Source organism: Floridaenema flaviceps BLCC-F50 (genome assembly GCF_041929275.2).
Taxonomy (GTDB): domain Bacteria; phylum Cyanobacteriota; class Cyanobacteriia; order Cyanobacteriales; family Aerosakkonemataceae; genus Floridanema; species Floridanema flaviceps.
On record NZ_JBHFNR020000001.1, the window covers coordinates 1,237,115 to 1,257,649 of the forward strand.

The following is a 20,535-nucleotide window of genomic DNA, read 5'->3' on the forward strand; positions in this document are numbered from 1 at the left end:
CTAAGTTTCTTGAAAATAAATCGCTAATTAGTTATCATTTTCAATAACTGTACCTTTCTTGAGAATGAGATCATGCCAGTCTATACAGCATCCTCACTGAAAGCTGAGCTAAATGAAAGAGGTTGGCGTTTAACTCCCCAACGGGAAACCATTTTACACCTTTTCCAAGAATTGCCCAGAGGCGATCATTTAAGTGCGGAGGATCTTTATCATCGACTCGAAAGCCAAGGGGAACCGATTAGCTTATCTACGATTTACCGCAGTTTGAAATTAATGGCGAGAATGGGTATCCTGCGTGAGTTGGAATTGGGCGAAGGACATAAACATTATGAACTAAATCAGCCCTATCCCCACCATCACGATCACCTGATTTGCGTGCGTTGTAATAAGACTGTGGAATTTAAAAATGATGCAATTTTGAAAATAGGAACTAAAACCGCAGAAAAAGAAGGATATCAGTTACTTGACTGTCAACTTACTATTCATGCGATTTGTCCTGCTTGCCAACGGGCATTGCTACCGATTTAAAAACAAAAAGTTCTCTCAAGGCTATTCAGGGGGATGGGGAGATGGGGGGATGGGGAGATGGGGGGAAGATAATTTAACTGACCGATAATTTTAGATCTTAGATTGAAGAATTTTAGATTTTAGATTTTGGATTGTTTTTTGGTACAAGCCCCGTCTTGAAAGACCGAATAAATCTAAAATCCCAAATATGAAATCTTCAAGATCCGCCCTTAAGTGCCCAGTCAATCTAAAATCTAAAATCGCAAATCTAAAATCCGTTGACTACCTCTTCAATTCTCCCTACCTCCGCACTCCCGAACCCACTTCTTCTTCCCTGTTGCCTTCTGTCACCAAAAAATCCCGTTTTAGACGGATCGCCGCCATAGCTATGGCTGTTGGATGAAAGAATCATTTTCACCAACTGTGGATGATTTTGGTTCGGCTTTGAGTGCCGCATTGGTTTGGTCGTTATTCGTTTGGTCGTTTAAACCATTGATAGTTGTTAATAAAGCGGCTTTGGTGGTGCTGTCTACAATACCGTTAGGAGTGAGTTTGGCTTGTTTTTGGAAACGAGTTACAGCTTCTTTTGTTAAGGAGCCAAAGTTGCCTGTGGTATTGCCTCTGTAATAGCCTAAAGCTTGGAGACGTTGTTGTAGGGTTTTGACTTCCTGACCGCGATCGCCTATTTTTAGACTAGCTTGAATTAAAGTTCTGTTATTAGTTGCAGGTTTGTCCGAATTATTAGTTAGGGAGCCATTAGTAAAAGGCGAATTATTAAAGGTGGGATCTAGTGCTTGAGTAGTACCGCCTCCTTTAGTCAAAGCTGACCAAGTATTACGTCCGACAACACCATCAACCATTAAGCGACTGGTGCGTTGAAATTGCCTAACTGCTACAACAGTTTCCAGATCGAACTTACCATTGATCGCACCCCTGTAAGCACCTGCATTAGTTAAAAGTTGTTGTAAGCTTTTGACATCGGAGCCTTTAGCACCCCGGCGTAAATTTGGTTGTTTGCTAGGGTCGATCGCTGTTTGGGCGGTTTTTTCTGTTTCCGGTTCGGGAGTGGTTGGCGCTACTTCCGCAGTGGTTGACGCTGCTGTTGTATTTTCCTGAAGTTTCCGTTCTAAGGCAGTGAGAGTTGTGGTTTCGACGATCCCATCTGCCGTTATGCCTTCATCTTGCTGGAAGCGAATCACAGCCTTTTTGGTCAATGGGCCAAAGTGTCCGGTGGGAGTGCGATCGAAGTAACCTAATTTTTGTAATTTTGTCTGAAGTTCTGCTACTTCTGTGCCTCTGCTACCTTGGGTCATTTGAGCCATTGCCTTGGTAGCAATTCCGACAGTGCTAATTGTAAGTACCAAGCTAAGTAAATGAATCCAGGCTCTTTTGCCTAAATTTCTCCAGTTTACTCTTTGGAAAATTTTGACCTCTTCTAAATTAGCACTAAAGTCTGCATCCTCGTTTTCCTCGTAGGAACTTGCCTGATGTATGTAAATAAGGTTTTCCATAATTTCCCAGTCCAACTTTCGACAACGCTTGCTACTCCTCCAAAGAAGTAGGCTATCAAGATTTTAATTTACAGTTATTTCCTGTTCAATAACTCAATCAATAATTAATGTGACACATTTAAGTGACATATTTAACTAAAGGTTTGGCAAATATAGCTAATTTAGTCAATTTTCCTCTGGTAGTCCTTAGCTCAGGAAACTTTTGCTGGACGATCGACTTTTTTGGCAAAAATCTGCACAAATTTCCTCGCTAGGAGGGATGAAGCGGAAAGAGTCAGCACTCAAGAACAGTTTAGCTCTTGAGTGCTGATTTTCAGAGGTTAGTTTGATGGGGAATTATGCTGATCGCTTTTCTGAGGCTTGTGAGTAACTTGAGAGTTATCATGAGGCTTAGATCCATTACCATTACCATTACCATTGCCATTGCCATTGCCATTGCCATTACCATTACCATTAGACCCATGATGCCCGTCTGAATTTTCCCCATGACGGTAATAGAGTAAAGACTGAGCTTTTGGTGTTGGAGTTGGAGTTGGTTTTTTTGCTGGAGTTACAGTTGGTTTGTGAGTACGTTTGCCGAAGAGATCTTCTATGTTCTTCACGATAATATAGAGCACAGGTACTACTAACAAACTTAAGACTGTAGCGACGCACATTCCGCCAATAACAGCTGTACCCAAAGACTGACGTGCTGCTGCACCTGCGCCTGTGGCGATCGCTAATGGTAAAGTACCAATAATCGTCGATAAAGCTGTCATCAAAATTGGTCGCATCCGTTGTTGAGAAGCTTCGATCGTTGCTCTGATAGTTGGTACACCTTGTTCTCTCAATTGGTTAGAAAATTCTACAATTAGTACAGCATTTTTACTTGCCATACCTATCAACATTAACAACCCAATTTGAGTGTAAACGTCATTAGCAAACCCTCTGGATAATACTGCTAGCAATGCGCCAAAAATTGCTAAAGGCACACTCAACATGATAATCAATGGATCGATGTAATTTTCATACTGGGCTGCTAGCACCAAGAATACGAGAATAAATCCAAAACCGAAGATTAAAATTGATTGTCCTCCGGCTTGGATTTCTTCTAAACTCAACCCAGACCATTCATAACTAAACCCTTGGGGTAAGACTTGTTTGGCTATGTTTTGCATAGCTTGAATTGCTTGTCCAGAACTTACTCCTGGTGCTCCCGATCCATTGATTTCTATAGACCGCAATAAGTTGTAATGGGAGATAACTGATGGTGCTGTTGTTTGGGTAACTTTCACTAAGTTACTCAGCGGAACCATTTGATTAGTTGCCGATCGCACGTAAAATTTATTGATGTCTTCGGGATTGGAACGAAATTGTTGATCGGCTTGGACATACACCCGATAACTGCGGTTAAATTGATTGAAATCATTTACATATTGTGAGCCTAAGAAAATCTGCAAAGTACTGAAAATATCTTCTAAAGAAACTTGCAGGGCGTTGGCTTTGTCGCGATCGACTTCTACAATTAGTTGAGGTGTATTGCCGTTAAAATTCGGGCGTAAACCGACTAATGTTGGCGGTGCTGGGTTATTAGGAGTACCAGGATAAGTGCTGGCTCTACCTAAGAATTGACCCATAACTTGCTCCATAACTCTAAACCCAACATTGTTTCTATCTTGGAGTTGGAATTCAAACCCGCCAAAGTTACCTAAACCTTGAATTGGAGGAGGCGCAAATGGGATGACTGTTGCCTCTTTAATGGACAGTAATTGAGGGAAAAGGCCACCAATAATTGCCTGTGCTGATTGGTCAGGTCTTTTACGTTCTTCCCAAGATTTTAAAGTTGTAAAGATTAAGCCATTATTGGGAGTTGAGCCACTAAAGCTAAAGCCCCCAATGGCAAATACATTCATTACATCTGGTTGTTTTCTGAGAATACTTTCAGCTTGTTCTAAGACTTTTTCGGTGTAACTTAAAGAACTTCCTTCTGGGCCTTGAACTATGGTAATAAAGTAGCCTTGGTCTTCTTGGGGAAGAAATCCTCCAGGGACGATCGTAAACAACCAATAAGTAGCACCCAAAGCTATGACAAATAGGAGGAGAATAATGTATCTCAGTTTGGTTACTATACGTAGCAACCAACCATAAACTGCTCTGATTTGTTCAATTACCCAGTTAATTGGACGGAAAAACCAGTTGTTATGTGATTCGCTTCTTCTGAGCAGTAAAGCTGAAATAGTCGGGGTGAGAGTAATAGCGTTAAAGGTGGAGATCGTTACTGAAAAAGCGATCGTCAAGGCAAATTGTTTGTACAATTGTCCAGTCGTACCAGGGAAGAATGCCACTGGCACAAACATGACTATTAGTACTAGCGAAGTGGCAATAACTGCACCCATTAACTCATTCATTGACTCAATGGCAGCTTCGATTGGGTTAATATCTTTTTCTTGCAGTCGGCGGGAGACATCTTCTACGATTACGATCGCATCATCCACCACCAGACCTGAACCCAAAGTCAAACCAAATAAGGTCAATGTGTTAATATTAAATCCTAGTAATTTGACAAACATAAATGTCCCCAGTAAAGCTACTGGAATTGCAATACTAGGAATCAGAGTCGATCGCCAATCCTGTAAAAACAGGAAAATAATTAGAATTACTAACCCAACCGATTGAAGTAAGGAAATTACAACTTCTTCTGCTCCAGCTTCAATAAATAAAGTGGTATCGTAAGCGACTGCATACTTAATTCCTGGAGGGAAGGTTGGCGCTAATTCTGCCATAGTTTTCTTGACAGCCTGCGCCACTGTTAAAGCATTACTACCAGTTAATTGACTAATTCCTAAACCAACCCCTCTGCGTCCGTCAAATCGCAAAACCGAAGCGTAATTTTCTGCCCCTAATTCGGCTCTACCGACATCTTTTAATTTAATTAAACTGCCATCTTCCCCAGTTTTAATTACTAACTCGGCAAATTCATTAGCATCTTCTAATCTTCCGAGTGCTTGGACAGCAAGTTGATATTGTTGATTTGGGGGTGCAGGTTGTTGTCCAATTTGTCCAGCACCGACTTGCAAATTTTGGCGACGCAGTGCATTTACGACATCTTGAGGTGTTAAACCACGACTCGCTAAACGATTAGGATCTAACCACAAACGCATGGCATAAGTGCGTTCACCAAAAATTCTCACATCAGCGACACCTTTAATTCTTTTTAAAGCGTCGGTAATGTAAAGATCGGCATAGTTACTCAGATATAAGTCGCTGTATCGATTATTTTCGGAATAGAGTCCGATCGCTAATAAAAAGCCGCTAGACTGTTTATTTACCCTGACACCCGTTTGTTGTACTGGCCCTGGTAATCTGGATAACACAGAAGAAACCCGGTTTTGTACATCTACTGCTGCAATGTCTTGATCTCTTTCTAATTCAAAGGTCAGGGAAACACTACTAGTACCATCATTAGCACTAGTAGATTTAATGTATTTCACCCCTTCAATACCATTGAGTTCTCTTTCTAAAATATTGGTGACAGTAGACTCAACAACTGAGGCGTTAGCGCCAATGTAATTAGAAGTAACTGTTACTTGCGGTGGGGTGATTTCTGGATACTGAGCGACAGGTAACAGGAAAATACAAGCTGCTCCCACCATAGTAATAATGATGGAGCAAACTGTGGCAAAGACTGGTCGCCTGATGAAGAAGTCGGATATAGAAAAAATCATGAAGTTTAATCAGGTTTTTGTCATTGGTCATTGTCATTGGTCATTGGTCATTGGGTAAAAGTAATTTTTTACTTACTTAATGAATTACACTCACTAATGACTAATGACTAATGACTAGTTTGATGGTGGTTTATTACCTTGTCCCCCTGGCGCACCTGCTCCCGGTGCTTGTGATTCAGGCATAATGGGAGCACCATCTCGCAGTTGCAAAATTCCGGCAATGACTATTTGTTGTCCTGGTTGCAAGCCTTTGAGGATTTCCTGTTGATTACCAGTAATTTTTCCTAGTTCAACAGATGTTTGACGAGCAATCATACCTCCTGGTTTGTCAGAGTTGGGTGTTCTTTCCACCACAAACACGAAATTTTGTCCTGCCATTCGAGAAATTGCTGTCACTGGTACAACTACTCCGGGACGAGTTTCCCAAATTATTTTCGCTTGCACAAATTGATCGGTTCGCATAGTGCCATTGGAGTTGTCGAAGCTAGCTTTAACGAGGACTGATTGGGTTTGGGGGTTAATATTGGGTGCAATGAAGGATATTTGTCCTGTTTGTACGGGTTTGCCTTGATTATCTATGAGTTGTATAGGCATTCCCATTCGCAGTCTGGTGGCTAGTTCTACGGGAACGTTGATTTGGGTTAGTAAGGTGTTGTTGTCTGCGATCGTATAAAGTTCGGTAGAAGAACTGACAAAATCACCGACTTTTACCGGAATATCCCCGATTACACCCGCAAAAGGCGCATTTATACTGTAGTAATTCAGCCTGACTTGTTGTTCAGTTGCTCCCGCTGCTTGTTGTTGAATTATCCTGTTTTGTTTAGTAATATTGGCTTCGGCTCTAGCAATGGCTGCTTGTTGAGCGCGAATTTCTGCATCAATTTGGGCTAAGTCAGCTTGTGCTCTTTGCAAATCCAGCCGTCTTTGATCTAGCGCTTGTCTAGTCACTGCGCCTTGACCTTGGAGTTGTGAAAATCTGCGGAATTCTCCCTGTTGAAATGCCAAATTTGAGAGGTTGGATTGTCTTTGTGCTTGTTTAGATGCCAGGGTTTGTTTCGCATTGGCAACGTCTGCCTGTGCTAAGTTCAACTCAGAGCGTGCTGATTCTACTGCTGCTAGTTGGCTTTGCAAAGATGCGGCTTGTTCAGCAGGGTTAATTTGTAGGATCGGTGCGCCTGCTCTGACCCGATCGCCAGCTCTAACAAATATATTAGTAATTTGACCGGAAACTTGCGGTCTTGGTCTTACAGATTGCCGAGATTCCAATCGCGCCACATATTCCGAACTATCTTCAATCGTTTTCGGTTGCGCTTCTCCCATCCTCACTGGCATTGCCATTGGCCCACCTGGCCCACCTGGTTTACCAGGGCCACTCGGCCCACCTGGGCCTGCTTGTTGTTGCCCGCTTGGTTGGAAAAATTGATTGTAAGCGAACCATCCACCACCACCAACTAACAACAGCATGAACAGAATTCCTAAGATCCGCAGAAATTTTTGGCTGGGTTTAGAGGCAGAGGTATCGAAGGTGGAAATCTCTTCTTCTTGGTAATTTTCTATGTATGGTTCGCGATCGTCTTTTTTTTCTACTGGCAGCACTTTTATATTTGGCAACTGTTCACTACTGGTGCGTTGTTCGGTATTTTCGGTATTCATCTGCCCCTCTAAATAATTGACTAGATACCGTTGTCAAATTTTAGTAATTTTATCAGTTACTTTACCACAGTCAAAAGAGTGATTTTTTGACTTAATGCTCTGAATCCTTGGGAAAATTTAATTTTAACATAGCGATCAATTGTTACGTTTAAAATTGACCACTAGCTCGATTAGTAACCATCAATAGTGAAGATCTAGGGATTAACAATTTTGTGCCATTTTAGTCTAATATTTTTCTTTTTAGTCTAAAAAAATAAATGATATTTATCTTCATAAGAATTCTATAATTTTGACTTTACAATCTAAAATAAATGAAAATCTGAGAATTTTTAACTTCAAACTAATTCTCTAATTTTTGTTTTAACCTTAAAACTTTTCAGTTTCCCCCAAATACAGCCAAGTTATAGTACTTCCAAGGTACAGCTACCCCGTCAAATCCCGACGTTTTCAGCATTTGCATCTGGGTGTCCAAAGTTGCCAATCGATCGGGGCTAGAATATCCGTAAGGGACGCTTTTACCAACCTGAGCGCGAATTTCTGCTAAAGTACTTCCTTGTTCGATCGCCCATTCTTCCCTAGCTGTTTGGTAAATTGTTTTCATTAATTCCGACTCTGGCAAAATGGGGTCTGCATTCCAAAAAACGCCCCCCGGATTCAAACTGTGGTGAATTTGTTGAAATAGTTTTAGTTTCATTTCATCGGTAAGATGATGAATTGCTAAAGATGAAACACAGGCATCAAAATTATTACCAATATTAGCGGTTTGGGAATTATTTGCCCATTCGCCAAAATCTGCTTCTTTAGCAATCCATCTTTGTTGATAGCCAGCTAACCGAATTTTTTCTTGGGCATATTGTAACATTCGTGGTGAGTAATCGACCGCTGTAATTTGAGTAGTAGGAAAGCGATTAAGTAATTTTAAACTTAATTCGCCTGTCCCACAGCCTAGTTCTAAAATGCGATCGACATTTGCCGGAATACAGTTCACTAAAACATCAAGCATTTCGTCATATTTTCGCAGTAGTTGCCGAATTCCCCCATCAAAATCAGCCGGATTCGGAAAAACTTCCCCTGGAAAAACTTCGTTATCTCTGGTAAATGCCGGATTTTCACTCATAAGCTTATGCCGATATTTGTTAATTTAGCATAGCATAATTCATGGCTGTAATAATATAAATGATTGACTAGTTTGCTATTTGGTAGTTAGGAAAAGCATTTAAACAATTTGAACGGCAAGTAATTCTGATATCAATCATCTTTCTTTGGCGGATTTTTTGATTGTCGCTGACCACGAGATAGGTCGTGATGAGACTGATATGGCAAAGATTTTTCGTATTCCAAAGTCATGTGGATATAAGCTAAAAATTCCATAATTGAGCATCCTTGATTTTTCGGTATTTGATTTTAGTAAAGCTGTAAATTCACGGTAATTTAATTGTTGAGTAACCAGTAAATTGATTGTTTAAGTAAAATCTGTGAGAAAACAACTTCCAGGCAGCTTGAGCAAGGTCTAGGCAGTAGACGGTAAAAAAACTGGTTAACTTATGGCGATCGGTAAATGCTAGAATTTATAATTCAGAATTCCGCAAGTGAGAGAGCTCATCCGGTTTTTTTGGGAAATTATCCAGAAAATTTGGTTTGAGAGGAGTTATTCCCTAAACTTGACCTACGACCAGAAAAGTTTGATGATATCCTTGCAGATTTTCTGTGGAGACAATAGATGCTAGAAACCCGACGCTTGACTGCTACCTTAGCGATAACTCTGCTGACTGCGGCTGCTGGATGTTCTTCTAATATTTCTCCTCCAGCTGTATCTAATACTCCCGCGCCGCAAGTTAACTCATTAAAAGATGCAACGACGGAACCAGCTATTTCAGTTACCAAATTAACTCTAGCTGCTATTAATCCCAATCCCGCAGAACAACTAAAAATCAATCAATATCTCAGTGGTTTAGCAGTTAAAGGTTTTACCAAAAAAACTCAAGGAGTATGGGTACAATCAAGCGATAGTTTGTTAGCAAATCACCAAGGTACAACACCTTTACCCGCTGCTTCAATTACTAAGGTAGCGACAAGTTTGGTAGCGCTTTCTACCTTTAGTCCAAATCATCGATTTCTGACTACAATTAGCACAACTGGCCCGATTAAGAATGGTACCCTAGAGGGTGATTTAGTCATTCAAGGAAACCAAGATCCTTTCTTTGTTTGGGAAGAAGCATTTGCTTTAGGTAATCGTTTAAATGAATTAGGTATCAAGCGAGTTAAGGGAAACTTGCTCATCAATGGCAAGTTTTACATGAATTATGAATATGACCCTTTAAAATCAGGAAATCTCTTAAAAGTAGGGATGAATTCCCTACTTTGGACACCCCAAGCGTTAACCCAATATCAAAGTTTGCCTCCTGGTACTCCTCGACCACAAGTAATAATTGATGGTACAGTCAAAGTAGTTCCGGTACTGCCGAGTAATGCTCAACTTTTAGTGCGTCATTATTCTCCGACTCTTGCTGATTTGCTCAAAAAAATGAATCGGTACAGTAATAATAAAATGGCGGAAATGATTGCTGATTCTGTTGGTGGTGCTAAACAAGTGGCGAAAAAAGCTGCTACTATTGCTGATGTTCCACCTACAGAAATTCAATTAGTTAATGGTTCTGGTTTGAGTGAATTAAACAGGATTTCTCCCCGTGCAGCAGTAGCTTTGTTTTTGGCAATTGACCGTTATTTGAAACCCTTAAATATGACTATTGGGGATGTGCTTACAGTAGTAGGACAAGATAAAGGTATTTTGGATGAACGCAAAATTCCTCAAATGTCAGTGGTGAAATCAGGTACTTTAAATACTGTTAGTGCTTTGGCTGGTGCTTTACCTACAAAAGATAAGGGAATTGTGTGGTTTGCGATTATGAATGGTGGAAATGATTTAACAGGTTTTCGCACTCAACAAGAGTTACTTTTGAACAATTTAGTTAATCAATGGGGAGTAGTTGATTCTCTACCTGCGGAGTTAACGCCAACTCAAAAACCTGAAGATCAAATGTCTCGAAATGAAGTTGTAAAGGAGTGAAATAAGGTATGTTGTTGCGCTTTAGCGCTAAACGCTAGCGCTAAAGCGCAACAACATACTTCATAAATCATAACTCCCCAAATCCCATTTCTTTTAATCCTTGGCGAAGTCTTGCTGCTTCACTGGGATTGTTTGTTTCGTGAAGTTCGATCGCTCTTTTAAAAGCTACTAAACTTTCAGCAACATTACCAACTTTCAAGAAAACTACTCCTAAATTTTGGTAAGCATCGGCATAGTTAGGATTTAGTTTAATTGCTTGTTGGTAAAGTGCGATCGCATCTGCAAATCTCCCCTTATGCTTTAACAACATCCCCAAATTATAATAACCAACAGCAAAATTTGGGTCAATTGCGATCGCACTTATATATGCTTCTTGCGCTGCTTCTAGTTGATTACTTGCTTTAAGAACATTTCCTAAATTAATGAAAGCACCTAACTTTAATTGTGGTAAAATATCTAATTTAGTAGCAGTTTGATAATGCGACTGGGCTAAATTCAGTTGTTGTAAAGACTCGTAAGCAATACCCAAATGATAGTGTAATTCGTAAAGTACACCTGCATCTATGGAATTAGCAGTTAACCCACGTTGTAAAAGTTCTATTCCTTGGTAAGTTTCCCCAATTTCTAAATATAATGCTCCCAATTTGTTACAAACATAAGGGTCATTGGGATGCTGGGTTAGATAACCTTCCATTGTAGTTTTGGCTGTTTGGAATTTGTTGCGGGATGCGATCGCCCCTGGTTCATACCCATAATGTAAAATAGCCACATCAGATAAACTAGCAATTTGCCATTGCGGTTCCTTCTGCAACAGCAAACTTACACTATCATCAATCATTGCATGATAAGGGCGAGAAAAATACACTTTTGGATGTTTGCGAAATAACCGAGAAACTAAAGAATAAGGTGTTTGTTTCGCGCCTATTTCTTCTCTTACCAAATTCACAACTAAAAGGTTAGGTTGCTGAATTACTTGTTTTAACTGGGGAATAATTTCTGGTTTTAAAACTTCATCAGCATCCAAAACTAAAACCCAGTCACCTTGCACATATTTTAAAGCTTCATTTCGCGCCGCCGAAAAGTCATTACACCATTGAAAATTATAAACTTTTGCGCCTAATTTTTGAGCAATTTCCGGCGTTTTATCTGTTGAACCTGTGTCTAAAACTATGATTTCATCTACTACTTTTTGGACGCTTTCCAGGCATTTTGGTAAGGATTGTGATTCATTTTTGGCGATCGCGCAAAGGCTAAGTTTCATATTTCACTGAGAAGTTTTAATATCTTATTACCTATCTTTTTGATGAAATAATTGTCTCTAGCTGATGGGCTTCTTGCTCTAAACGTTCTGCTTCTGCATCCCAGTCAGGGCCAAAACACCTTAAATCAGCAGCAGCGCGACGGAGAATTTCTGCATTTTTTGGTGCGAGTAAACAAGCAAAACGAAATGCCAAGTTTCTCGCCCAAACTGGAAATCCCAGCCAATCTTCTGCCAGAGCTTTATCCAGCATATCGACAATTTCATCAAAGCTGCTAAAAGTTAAGACTTCGAGGAATCGATGTTCAGCTTCGCTACGTTGAAAAGGCTCTTCCGCTTTTAGCATTTCAACCATTGTTTCTATCAGTAAACTCATAATTTAATTCCTTTGTTTTCTTATTTTTTTAGGGTATCAAGAAGTAAGTGCTAACAGAAATTGTGGTGGAATTAATTTGCACGGTACGGTAGACTATTTGGTAGTTATTGATTGTTACTATTCGTTGTAATGGCCCTGCGAAGCCTGACCCTGGTTGTGGTAATGAGCCTCCACTGGCTAGAAATGCTAACACATCGTAACTAATTTCTGTCTCAATATCATCAGGAGTAAGATTTGTGGTGCGTAGGTCGGTTACAATTCCATTTGCATCACTGTGGGGTCGGTAAAACCCATGCCCAGTGTTATGTTTTCTCTGACTTTAGTTACGGTAACATTAAATGAATATAAAGCCATCTGAGGAAGAAACAATGAACCTTCCAATTGTCAACTTATACGAAACTGACTTTTATGCTTGGACACAAAGACAAGTAGAGTTATTGCGTAAGCGCGACCTAAATAATCTTGATATTGAGAATTTGATTGAGGAAATAGATTCTTTGGGTAAACAGGAAAAACGAGAATTAGTAAATCGTTTGGGAGTTCTACTTGGACACTTATTAAAGTGGGAATATCAACCTAACAAAAGGTCTAGGAGTTGGGTGGCAACAATTCGAGAGCAGCGTTATAAAGTTCTCAAACTTTTAGAAGAAAATCCCAGTTTAAAACCTTACCTACCAGAAGCGATCGCTCAAGCTTATCAATCTGCATTAGCTTTAGCTGTTAGAGAAACAGAAATGCCATTTAAAACATTTCCCTCTAGCAATTCTTACGCTTGGGAACAAATAGAAAACTCTGATTTCTTACCGGGAATCCAACTCGATTCAGATGAAGACTTGCTTAATTGATGTTACTTTTGGGAAAACCGATCGCATATTTTTGTAAAGGGCGATCGCACTTGAGAAACTAATCGCATACTTCCCCAAAAGATCGATACGCGCTACGCGCACACTTCATGAACGCCCTCCCCATATCCTCAACAATCAGTGTCTTTCTTTCTGGTTTTTTCGTCAACAATTCGCTTAAATAATTCAAATTGTTCTTGTTCTTCTTCTTTGGTTTTTGGCGGGTGGAATACGATCGTTTCTGAATCTGGTTTACGGCGACTAAACAACACCCGCAAAGCCTCAAGATCGTCATCGCCGCCGCGATGTGCAAGTGCATAAGCTTTCAATTGGGCATTAGTCATTGCTTCAAAGTTCGGTTTCATAGAAAATACCACAGCTGAGATCTTGCATCTGCGTTTTAGCCCGCCTGCGAATCAATTCGCTTTTCTTATAGCTCAAGTCCATTAAAATGGACTGAAAGCTTTTGAATACTAAGTATTTAGTCCTCTTTAGAGGAGTTTAGCTATAAGAAAAGCGAATTGATTCGCAGGCGGACTTTGGGACTTTTTTCCTCAATTCTGACACAGAGATTAAAATACTACAAATTAGGAGCGATCGGTCTTCCAAAAACCGATCGCATACTTACCCAAAAGAGCGATCGCTACTCTAAGCAACGAAACCCTTTTTCTTCCTTCAGCTTGCTATCAAAACTAACGGTTTCTGTACAACCTGATTGGCGGGCAATTACTCCGATTAAATAATCAGAAAAATCGGCTTTACCTTGTTTATAACGCTGTAGGGCTTGGTTAACAATAGAACGGTTTTCAAATTCAAAGGCTGCGCTGTGTAACATTGCTTCTAGGGTATGGATAATTTCGTCTTTACTAAACCCGTAATTTCCACCTCTGAGAACCCAAACTAATTCGCACAGAACAATATTGGCAATAAAGCAGGGTTGGTTTTGTTGAATGAGTGTAACTGCTTGTTGCCACTGTTGTTCATCATCTTGGGTGAGATAGCGAACCAGTATATTAGTATCAAGTCCAATCATTTGCTCCCTCAGAAATAGCTATATCCATTTCTTCAAGGGTTGCTTTCTTCATACCTGGTCGATGCAGGATTCCTGATAGTTCTTCGACAGGAACATTCAGAGGAAAGAGTTTAACTTGTCCGTCTTCATCAATAATGAAACTGATTTTACTGCCGCTAACTAGTTTTAAGCGATCGCGAATTTCTTGAGGCAGGGTAATTTGTCCGGTTTCGGTGACAGTGGCACTAAGCATGGTGGGATTTATGGTAGGTCTGGTTTTGCGAATATTTTAGCGCGTTAGCGAAGCGTGTGTGTTAGCACATTCGCACTTGCAAAAACCGATCGCATTTCCCCAAAAAATCTCAAATCTAATTACCAGAACTTTGACAAACAGTGAGTTGTTTTCTTGCTTCTTGATGGGTAGCTAAATAATCTTTTAACCACACACATCCCCGTTGCAACAATTCATCTAATCCTTCCACGCGCCACCAGCGAATTTTACTAATATCAGATCCAGCAGCAGCAAGACGTTTGCCATCAGAACTAAAACTTACAGCCAAAACTTCGCCCGGATCGTAAACTTTGTAATTAGCTAATAACTGTCTGGGGGGTTTACCAGAAATAAACCATAACTTCACTGTACCATCAGCGCCAGCAGTAGCAAGGCGTTGTCCATCAGGACTAAAACTTAGACTTCTCACCTCACCTTGATGGGAATTAAACTGTTCCAACAGCTTACCGGAACGATTCCAAAGTCGGATTGTACCATCATCCCCAGCAGTGGCAATTACCTTTCCATCGGGACTAAAACTGACGCTCCAAACTTGATTTTGGTGCGAATTAAATTGAGTTAAAGGCTCACCAAATAGGTTCCAAAAACGCACTGTACCATTATCACCTGCGGTGGCAATCACATCTCCATCCGGGCTAAAACTGACACTCCAAACTCTACCTTGATCGCTTTTAAATTCAGCTAATCGGAAGCCTTGGCGATGCCAAATTTCTACTTTTCCATCGGCTCCAGCAGTGACAATTTTTTGTCTATCCGGGCTAAAACTGAGGCTTAAAACCCGACTTTGATTACTTTTGAATTGAGCCAATTGCTTACCAGTCCAATCCCACAATTTCACTTTACCATCAACTCCAGCTGTGGCAATTTGCTTGCCATCATTACTAAAACTAACGCGCCACAGTTCCTCACTTTCATTTTTAGGCATTTGTCCGCCTTGCAACACCGATCGAGATATTCCTCTTTGCCAAAATTGCCAAAGTCTGACTATTCCATCATCTCCACCACTGGCAATTTCTTTGCCATCAGGACTAAAACTTAAACTTAAAATTTGACCCTGATGAGAATAGGATTTAGCTAATTGTTTGCCGGAAAAATCCCAAATTCTCACTGTTCCATCGGCTCCACCTGTGGCTAGTTGTTTTCCGTTGGGGCTAAATTTTATGCTCGTTACTTTGCCTTGATAGGAGTTGATTTGCGCTATTTGTTTACCTTGTTGCTGCCAAAGTCGAATTGTACCGTCTTCCTCTCCAGTGGCGATGTAATCTCCTTTGGGACTAAAACTTAGGTTTCTGATTTTGCTGGTGTTAGATGTTAGTTTATGCAGCAGTTTACCAGATTGATTCCAAAGTCTAACAGTGCCATCTTCTCCGACAGTTGCTAATTGCTGATTTGAGTTAAAACGGATGCTCCAAATTTGATTTTGTTGGGAGTTGAATTGATTTATTAGTTTGCCAAGATGATTCCAAATTCTAATGATACCGTCTTCTCCGGCTGAGGCGATCGCTTTTCCATCAGGACTAAAACTCACACTCCAAACTTTCCCGAAATGACTTGGCATCGAAAATAATTGTTTTCCTTGTTTATTCCAAAGTCTAACTGTACCATCACCACCCGCTGTGGCAATCTGCTTTCCATCGGGGCTAAAACTAACATCGAATACTTCTCCTCGATGCCCTTTCAGATTAGCTATATTTAAACCTGTGCGCTGCCAAATTTTCACGATGCCGTCATCGTCGGCGCTGGCAATGTATTTTCCGTCGGGGCTATAACTAACGCGCCAAACTACTCCTTGATGTCCTTTAAATTGATGCCTTTGGTGAATTTTATCGAGAATTGTTTGTAATGAATAAATCGGACTGATGGCTGGATATTCTTGTAGTAAAGCTTGATTGTTGCTCAGGGATTTCAAATCTTGTCCTGCTTGCATGGCTAACAGTAAAGATTCAATTTCTTTTTCTTCAGATTCGTATTGTCTGAGGGCGCTAATTCCTTCCCATTCTAGTTTGCTGCCTTCTCTTGCTTGTTTAATAGTTGTGCCTGCGTTTAGTACTAATGTGGCGGCAACAGCTGAAATGGCAGCTAATGCGGCTAATCCTCTTTTAATTGTTTGATTGGCTTTTTGTTGGGCTGTCGCTAAGATTTGATTGGCTTCTCTTTCTGCTTCTAGGGCTTTTTGAACTTCTTTTCGCTCTAATTCTTGACTGGCGGTGAGGAATTGATAATCGCGATCGCTCAATTTTTTCCCTGTTCCCCATTCTAAAGCATCTTGTAATGCTCTTCCCCGCAATAATCGCGATTCATCTTCACAGTCGGAAGCTACCCAAGCGTTGAGTGCTTCTGCATAAGGGCGCAAATTTACTAAGGTATTTTCTACCCAATCTTGGTTAAAAATTCTCTCGTAAATCCGATTAGCAATAACTAATTTATTTTGCTCTTTGATGACTAATCCTGTTAGTTGTAATTCAGTTTGTTCTAAACTGTGATCTACGGTAATTTCTCCTTGTTGCAATATTTGTTGATACAATCCAAGCAATCTACTGGTGTTGCGTTCACTTCTAAAAATCCGCTCGATGATTGTTCTAAGATGTTTCGGTTCGTCGTTGCTTTCCCAGTTTTCTATTATATGCGATCGCACTAACTCTTCAATCCCCAATTCTCCATCCCCATTCGCCACTAAATGACACAACTTTTGGGTGAGAAAAGGTTGTCCTCCCGTCCAAGATAATATCTCTGGTAACACAGTTTCGGGATGACTAACTTTTGCTGCCAATCCTACCGCTAACGGCTGAATTTCATCTAACTGAAAGCCTCTTAAATGTATCGCTTGCCCAATATTAAACGGAGTGCGACTTTTATCTTTAATTAAATCTGATGGTGTCGCCACTCCCAAAAGAGCAAAAGTCAATCTTTTATATGCAGGTTTATCTGCGCGTTTGTTGAAGCAACTCCTAATAAAGATAAAAAAATCATCTATGGGAAAATTTAAACTTAAAACACTATCGATTTCATCAACAAAGATCACTATATCTTGAGTTATTTCCACAAGTAACACTCGTTCAATAAACTCGCTAAATCGCTGCAAGGGAGAAAGAAACTCGTGTTCGCGCCACCAACTCCTTAAATCTATTTGATCGAATAAATTAAAACTGTTTACTAAAGAATAAACTATCCCAGCATACCACTGACTTTGATTAACATTCCAATTACCAATTTCGGAAAGGTCGATCGCAGCACAAGCGATTCCTTGGGCCTCTAAACGGCGCATTGTTCGCAATTGTAAGCTAGATTTTCCCATCTGTCGGGAACTGAGCACATAACAAAATTTTCCGGCCCTCAAAGATTGGTAGAAATCTTCATCTGCTTGACGCTTAACATAAGTTGGTGCATCAGGTGGAAGACTCCCACCAACTTGATATTTGTAGTTATAAGGACAGGAAAAATCCGGGCTGTTAAAATTGATTCTCATAAAAGCACCACATAAATATTAGAGTTAAAATTTCTACTCCTGCTTTGTTTAGATGAATTAACCTCTGGTTATCACCTAAAAATTTTCCAGGTGGTATATTATGGTTGTACTCTAATTCTTAGGGGTGCGTTAATGCCCTGTGACGAATATAAGATTGTCTTAGATAGTGAGAGATGCAACATTTGAAATCAAGAAACTTCTACGTCTTGGTAAATCTTATCCCTGTGTGCCAAACTTAAAACTGTCAATGATGCAGTAGATAAAGAATCAGATTTTTGAGATATTTTAACCAGGAAAAACCTGATTTCGGCTGAGGCTTAGCTGATATTAAACCATAACCTTGAAAGTGATTAGAGAGAGAGGAACTAAGTTTACTCTAGCTCGAAATCAACATTTTTGATTTCATTACCACGACATCTAATTAATCTTTGCCGAGGATAGGTTCTCACCGGAAGGAGAGAGCCCGCTTCGTTGCGAAAAACCCGCAACACATAATGACCTGCTGGCAAAGAAGACAAATTATAAGCAGGTTGATTAGAATTAATCCGAGCCATTTTGGATGAGCGATCGCTATTATTATTTGCCATCACCACAAAATCAGAGCGTTCCTGATCTAAAGCAGAACCAGATAATTTGCCAGAAATCGAGCAAGAACGTCCAGACGCTAGGGTAGATTCGTCAGACAACTCATCAGCTTTAACCATATTTGTCGTACAAACAGACAATAAAAATAATGTTTGCAGCATAGCGAGTGCGCCCCAGTGCATTGAGGTCAAATTAAGAGCGGTTTTTAACCTCCGTTTTCTAATCTTTCCCGAAAATAAAGGCGATATAAATTGCAACGCGGTTTCACCTCATTACCTTGCAAATTGACTAATCCCATGCTGTGTAATTTAAATGCCAGAATTGCTTCTAGTTTCACAGAATGAGAACTACTAACAACTTCCCTCATAGCTGTTGCTAATTCAGGATGCTGTTGTAAATTCCATAAATGACGACGTAAATGATCGGCATAAAGTCCCGATTCTGTGGGTGCTGTTGCCAACAATTCCGTCAAAGTAGTATCTTTCCGAGCAATATGATACAGCGCAACTCGTACCAAAAAAGGATGTCCTCCCATCATTTCCATCAGTTGTTTAACTGAAGTGATATCCCAATTCAATCCATAGCGCCGTGCTAATTCCTGCACTTGTTCGCTATAAAATTCTGGTAATTCAATTGGTAATCCCACATTAAAAGGAGACTGATTAATGTCGAGAGGAATATAAACTTCCGTCGAATGCACCACTACCAAGCGCAACTTTTTCCAAATGTCCCGCTTTTTAGATTCTTCATGCCAAGCCCGCAAAAGTCCGAAAAAATCATCGGCAATTTCTGGGTGTAAGAAAACGCGATCGACCTCATCCAAACCCAAAACCAGCGGTCGATCTAATTCTGGCAACAAATACTTTTCAAAGTAAGCTTTACAGTTAACCTTGCTGCCAAAAATATCATCCCAATAATCATCTAACTTATTAGGTAACTGTAACTCCAAACCCACATAAGCACAGAACCAGCGTAAAAACTGTTCCAAATCTTTGAATATTGCCTTTTCTGCGAGATGAAAACTCAAAGTTACGGTTCGACATCCACGATCTCCTGCATACTGAACAATTCGCGCCATTAAAGAAGTTTTGCCCATCTGTCTGGGAGCTTTCACCCGAATCAAAGCTCCTGGTTGTAAAATCATTTCATAACAACGAGATTCGATCGGTGGTCGTTCCACATAAAAGTTAGAAGCCAAATCTACCTGACCTTCAGGTAATTCTGGGCTCGCTACGGGCAGCGGACGACCATCAGAACTTTCCCAAGCAGTTGGTAAACTAGCTCGATCTAAAATTGCAGACGAATCAATTAAGTATTCAGTTCCAGCCATCAAACTCAGGATTTCTTGCAAAATATTTTGGGTGTCAGCTTGTGAATTCCATTCCCGTTGCGGCACACTTTGTAAATAGCTGCGTAAGTCATAACTAATTGGGGAATTGAACGGAAAATTTACCCGAATCGCTAAAATTTTTGGTTGACCATCAGGACGAGAATCCTGCATTTCTTTAGCTTGTCGTAACTCCTCAATCAACATATCGCTAAAAGCAGATTGAGGACACAATAATAACAGTAAAAAATCCGATTGTTCTAATAGTGATTGGATGCGTTGCGGCCAATTTTTCCCAACTTTAATACTTTCTTCCACAGGGGATACTTCGTAACCAAGATCAGAAATAGCAGCGGACAATTGCCGCGCCAAAGTGTTATCTGGTTCTTGGCTACGATAGCTAATCAAAACTTTTCCAGAATGGGTAATCGATTGCTCCTGCACCACATTCTTACCAGGCTCTACTATTCCCCGGTTTTCCAACTCCTGAATTAGGAAAATTCGCAGCCGATTCTCTTTGCCTCTGTTCAATCCGCTAATGCCAAACTTGTTATACACTTGGCCCATGCGTTTCAGGCAAGCGCCAGGAGAGGTTTGCAGTTGGGTAGCAATTTGTTCGTAGTCCAGATTTTCTGCAAACCGCAGCAAAAATACTTCCTCCTGTTCGGGAGAAAGTTCGCGACTGTGAGCCATCTGAACCAGAAATTGGCGGGGAAACATCAGGAAATTTTTTAACCAGAGATTGAAAAGGTGAAAGAGGCAGATTTTGAGTCGGCTGAGTTTTGCGAACTCGTCTGGGAGAAACAGGGCTTTACTCCTGATTACTCACAAAGTTGATTCGACAAACCAGATAAATACCTCTGATTCCACCATAGCTTAATATATCGGCTACCAACTATCGCCCGAACAAGGTGAGGCGAAATATTTGTTCTTTA

At 40.4% G+C, this 20,535-nt stretch carries 16 protein-coding genes; 3 read left to right on the plus strand and 13 right to left on the minus strand.

The genetic code is table 11. The features are described 5' to 3' along the window. Positions 1–72 precede the first annotated feature (72 nt). Entirely contained in the window at positions 73–528 is a 456-nt protein-coding gene (locus ACE1CI_RS05945; protein ID WP_193981623.1) for a Fur family transcriptional regulator, read from the plus strand. A 365-nt stretch (positions 529–893) separates the two neighbouring features. Here ACE1CI_RS05945 and ACE1CI_RS05950 read toward each other — a convergent pair whose 3' ends face one another. The 5 genes from ACE1CI_RS05950 to ACE1CI_RS05970 form a co-directional block, all read right to left on the minus strand. Next, positions 894–2,018 (minus strand): peptidoglycan-binding domain-containing protein, encoded by a 1,125-nt coding sequence (locus tag ACE1CI_RS05950; RefSeq protein WP_413265615.1) that lies wholly within the window; start codon positions 2,016–2,018, stop codon positions 894–896. 320 nt (positions 2,019–2,338) lie between these two features. Beyond that, complete coding sequence (locus ACE1CI_RS05955; protein WP_413265616.1) at positions 2,339–5,722, minus strand: efflux RND transporter permease subunit; 3,384 nt, start codon at positions 5,720–5,722, stop codon at positions 2,339–2,341. Positions 5,723–5,836: 114 nt separating this feature from the next. Then, entirely contained in the window at positions 5,837–7,375 is a 1,539-nt protein-coding gene (locus tag ACE1CI_RS05960) for an efflux RND transporter periplasmic adaptor subunit (RefSeq protein WP_413265617.1), read from the minus strand. Positions 7,376–7,751: 376 nt separating this feature from the next. Then, positions 7,752–8,492 (minus strand): class I SAM-dependent methyltransferase, encoded by a 741-nt coding sequence (locus ACE1CI_RS05965; protein ID WP_413265618.1) that lies wholly within the window; start codon positions 8,490–8,492, stop codon positions 7,752–7,754. A gap of 131 nt (positions 8,493–8,623) precedes the next feature. Continuing rightward, positions 8,624–8,746: a hypothetical protein gene (locus ACE1CI_RS05970; RefSeq protein ID WP_413265619.1), complete on the minus strand. Its 123-nt coding sequence runs from the start codon at positions 8,744–8,746 to the stop codon at positions 8,624–8,626. A gap of 349 nt (positions 8,747–9,095) precedes the next feature. Here ACE1CI_RS05970 and ACE1CI_RS05975 point away from each other — a divergent pair, with 349 nt between their 5' ends. Further along, entirely contained in the window at positions 9,096–10,442 is a 1,347-nt protein-coding gene (locus ACE1CI_RS05975; protein ID WP_413265620.1) for a D-alanyl-D-alanine carboxypeptidase, read from the plus strand. 67 nt (positions 10,443–10,509) lie between these two features. Here the strand turns inward: ACE1CI_RS05975 and ACE1CI_RS05980 are convergent, their stop codons facing one another. After that, a complete protein-coding gene (locus tag ACE1CI_RS05980; RefSeq protein ID WP_413264111.1) occupies positions 10,510–11,703 on the minus strand; it encodes a glycosyltransferase in 1,194 nt (397 codons plus the stop codon). Positions 11,704–11,734: 31 nt separating this feature from the next. After that, on the minus strand, positions 11,735–12,076 hold the full coding sequence (locus ACE1CI_RS05985) for a hypothetical protein (RefSeq protein ID WP_413264110.1): 342 nt from the start codon (positions 12,074–12,076) through the stop codon (positions 11,735–11,737). 368 nt (positions 12,077–12,444) lie between these two features. Here ACE1CI_RS05985 and ACE1CI_RS05990 point away from each other — a divergent pair, with 368 nt between their 5' ends. Next, positions 12,445–12,921: a DUF29 domain-containing protein gene (locus ACE1CI_RS05990; RefSeq protein WP_413264109.1), complete on the plus strand. Its 477-nt coding sequence runs from the start codon at positions 12,445–12,447 to the stop codon at positions 12,919–12,921. Positions 12,922–13,049: 128 nt separating this feature from the next. Here the strand turns inward: ACE1CI_RS05990 and ACE1CI_RS05995 are convergent, their stop codons facing one another. From ACE1CI_RS05995 to ACE1CI_RS06020, 6 genes are all read right to left on the minus strand, one after another. Continuing rightward, entirely contained in the window at positions 13,050–13,283 is a 234-nt protein-coding gene (locus ACE1CI_RS05995; protein WP_413264108.1) for a DUF6887 family protein, read from the minus strand. Positions 13,284–13,561: 278 nt separating this feature from the next. Next, positions 13,562–13,951, minus strand: coding sequence for a type II toxin-antitoxin system VapC family toxin (locus ACE1CI_RS06000; RefSeq protein ID WP_413264107.1), 390 nt, complete (start codon positions 13,949–13,951; stop codon positions 13,562–13,564). Further along, positions 13,938–14,183 (minus strand): AbrB/MazE/SpoVT family DNA-binding domain-containing protein, encoded by a 246-nt coding sequence (locus ACE1CI_RS06005; protein ID WP_413264106.1) that lies wholly within the window; start codon positions 14,181–14,183, stop codon positions 13,938–13,940. The genes ACE1CI_RS06000 and ACE1CI_RS06005 overlap by 14 nt, the downstream gene beginning before the upstream one ends. 115 nt (positions 14,184–14,298) lie before the next feature. Next, positions 14,299–17,688 (minus strand): WD40 domain-containing protein, encoded by a 3,390-nt coding sequence (locus ACE1CI_RS06010; RefSeq protein WP_413264105.1) that lies wholly within the window; start codon positions 17,686–17,688, stop codon positions 14,299–14,301. Between the two features lie 371 nt (positions 17,689–18,059). Then, complete coding sequence (locus ACE1CI_RS06015; RefSeq protein ID WP_413264104.1) at positions 18,060–18,434, minus strand: hypothetical protein; 375 nt, start codon at positions 18,432–18,434, stop codon at positions 18,060–18,062. 44 nt (positions 18,435–18,478) lie between these two features. Next, on the minus strand, positions 18,479–20,293 hold the full coding sequence (locus ACE1CI_RS06020) for an AAA-like domain-containing protein (RefSeq protein WP_413264103.1): 1,815 nt from the start codon (positions 20,291–20,293) through the stop codon (positions 18,479–18,481). Positions 20,294–20,535: the final 242 nt, after the last annotated feature.